This is a genomic window from Morganella sp. HMSC11D09 (genome assembly GCF_001807955.1).
Lineage (GTDB): Bacteria > Pseudomonadota > Gammaproteobacteria > Enterobacterales > Enterobacteriaceae > Morganella > Morganella morganii.
The window spans coordinates 2,064-3,954 of the sequence record NZ_KV791640.1 but is presented as its reverse complement, the minus strand read 5'-3'; the positions used below and the strand labels follow the sequence as shown (position 1 = coordinate 3,954).

2 protein-coding genes are annotated in these 1,891 nt (G+C 54.0%); both read right to left on the bottom strand.

What is annotated here, in order from left to right; genetic code table 11:
* On the bottom strand, nt 1-1,227 hold a 1,227-nt coding region (locus tag HMPREF3119_RS00365; protein WP_246829217.1), incomplete at its 3' end, for a terminase large subunit.
* 3 nt (nt 1,228-1,230) lie between these two features.
* On the bottom strand, nt 1,231-1,701 hold the full coding sequence (locus HMPREF3119_RS00360; protein WP_070577931.1) for a phage terminase small subunit P27 family: 471 nt from the start codon (nt 1,699-1,701) through the stop codon (nt 1,231-1,233).
* Nucleotides 1,702-1,891: the final 190 nt, after the last annotated feature.

The window sequence follows — 1,891 nt, the reverse complement described above, 5'->3', positions numbered from 1 at the left end:
CACTACTCTGTCCTCCGGCAGCCAGAATTTGCACTTCATATGCAGTTGTCCGCGCGGATCCTCATACACTTTAACGGCTGCGGTCACATCGATTTTGTTTGACAGATCCACACCAACCCAGACCGGGTAATTTTTCAGCTCATCATCCGGCGCATTTTCAGGGCAGCTGTCCCACTTACCGGTATCCATCCAGGCGGATTCGGCATTCACCCACATATTGAGGTGCTTGGTCAGGAAATTAGGCCGGGCCGCAATCTGCTCTTTTGCCTTTTTCGCCAGGCGGCGCATATCGTCAAAACGCTTACAGACACCCAGCCCCGGATTGGCTTTTATCCAGATGCTTTCATCGAACGGGTCATCATCCTCATCCGGTGTGTAAATTGCCGCGAAAAAGGTGTCATCCTCCACCACGCCCCGCAGCACCTTGATGGCGTAATCCCGCAGTTCGTAGCAGATGCCCTCGCGGTTAAATCCCGCTGTGGTGATCGCAAACAGCAGGGATTGCAGGCGGGCACCGGTCCCGGTTTCCAGCACATCCCACACATCACGGGTTTTGTGGGCATGAAGTTCGTCCACAATGCCGCAGTGAATATTCAGGCCGTCGAGGTTATTTGCGTCACTGGACAGCGGCTCAAACTTGGATGCAGACCGCTCCTGGTAAATCGCCAGCTTATTAAATTCAAACAGGCGGCCGAGTGAGCTCCTGGCCTTTTTGACCATGTTTTTTGCATCTTCAAACACAATACGCGCCTGGTCACGGGTGGTGGCCGCCGAGTAAACCTCGGCGCCACCCTCACCGTCAGCGCCGGTCATGTACAGACCGATACCGGATGAGAGAGTGGATTTAGCGTTTTTACGTGCAACTTCGTTATAGGCCGTCCGGAACCGGCGAACCAGCACCGGATCCCCGTCATCGTCGTACTGAGCCTCGCCGGTGAGTTCATCAACCAGCGGGATCACAAAACCAAAAATATTAATCAGAATAAAGGTATGCCACGGCATCAGCTCGATCGGCTTACCTGCCAGTGCCCCTTTGACATGCGGGACGAACCGGTAAAAATCCAGAATATGCCGGGCGCGTTCCTCCATGAAATAAATACCGCGCTCAGGGCCGTATTCCAGATCATCAAGAAACCGCTGACACGCCAGGCGTATCAGTTCGCCCGTAACTATTTCTCCGGCAACCACCTGCTCGGCGTACCGGATCCCGTCTGCTACGGTTGCCATTCATCATTTTCTTTGTTTCAGAAATGCCTCGAAAGGATCTTCTTCGGCTGGTGTGTTAATCGTTACCTTCTGGCGGGCTGCCGGGGTCATACCGAACTCGGAGAGCATCGCGCGGATCCGTTTCCATGCATCAGCTTTCATTGCCGCCGCGGGGTGCGCTTTTATCAGTGGACCGCCATCACTCTGTGTTGTGTAGGTGTAGCCTTGTTCGTCCAGCGTATCGCAGTGCTGGCGGTATTCGGTGTACGCCTCGATCAGCAGCTCCAGTGCTTTGGCATCCATCGAACTCATCACGCCCATGGCATCGAGTTCTTCCCCAATTCGCTTAAACCAGTATTTCCCCTGCTTGGTAAAATGTTTCGGAGTTGGGGGTACCCCTGAAGGCGGTTTTGGTTCTTTTTTATTGATCGGGCGTTTTGATGGGTTACCCCTGACCAAACGCAGGTGTGACGGGGTTTTCGGTGGTCCCGGCATAATCGTTTTCTCCTGTTAATACCCCTCCGGAGAACCCGGAAAAAAGTTTTCTAACCTGCGGCGATGTGAAAAAAGGCAAGGCGGCGGTCCTCTGACCGTGGGGCGGCAGGGATTTGACCTCCCCCTCCCCCTGCTCTATTCAAGGTGAATATCCGGAGCATCATCAACCACAGACGGACGCCAGAGAAAA

Excerpts from the sequence above, each read along its gene's own strand:
- HMPREF3119_RS00360 (WP_070577931.1), bottom strand. The coding sequence starts at position 1,701 with ATGCCGGGACCACCGAAAACCCCGTCACACCTGCGTTTGGTCAGGGGT.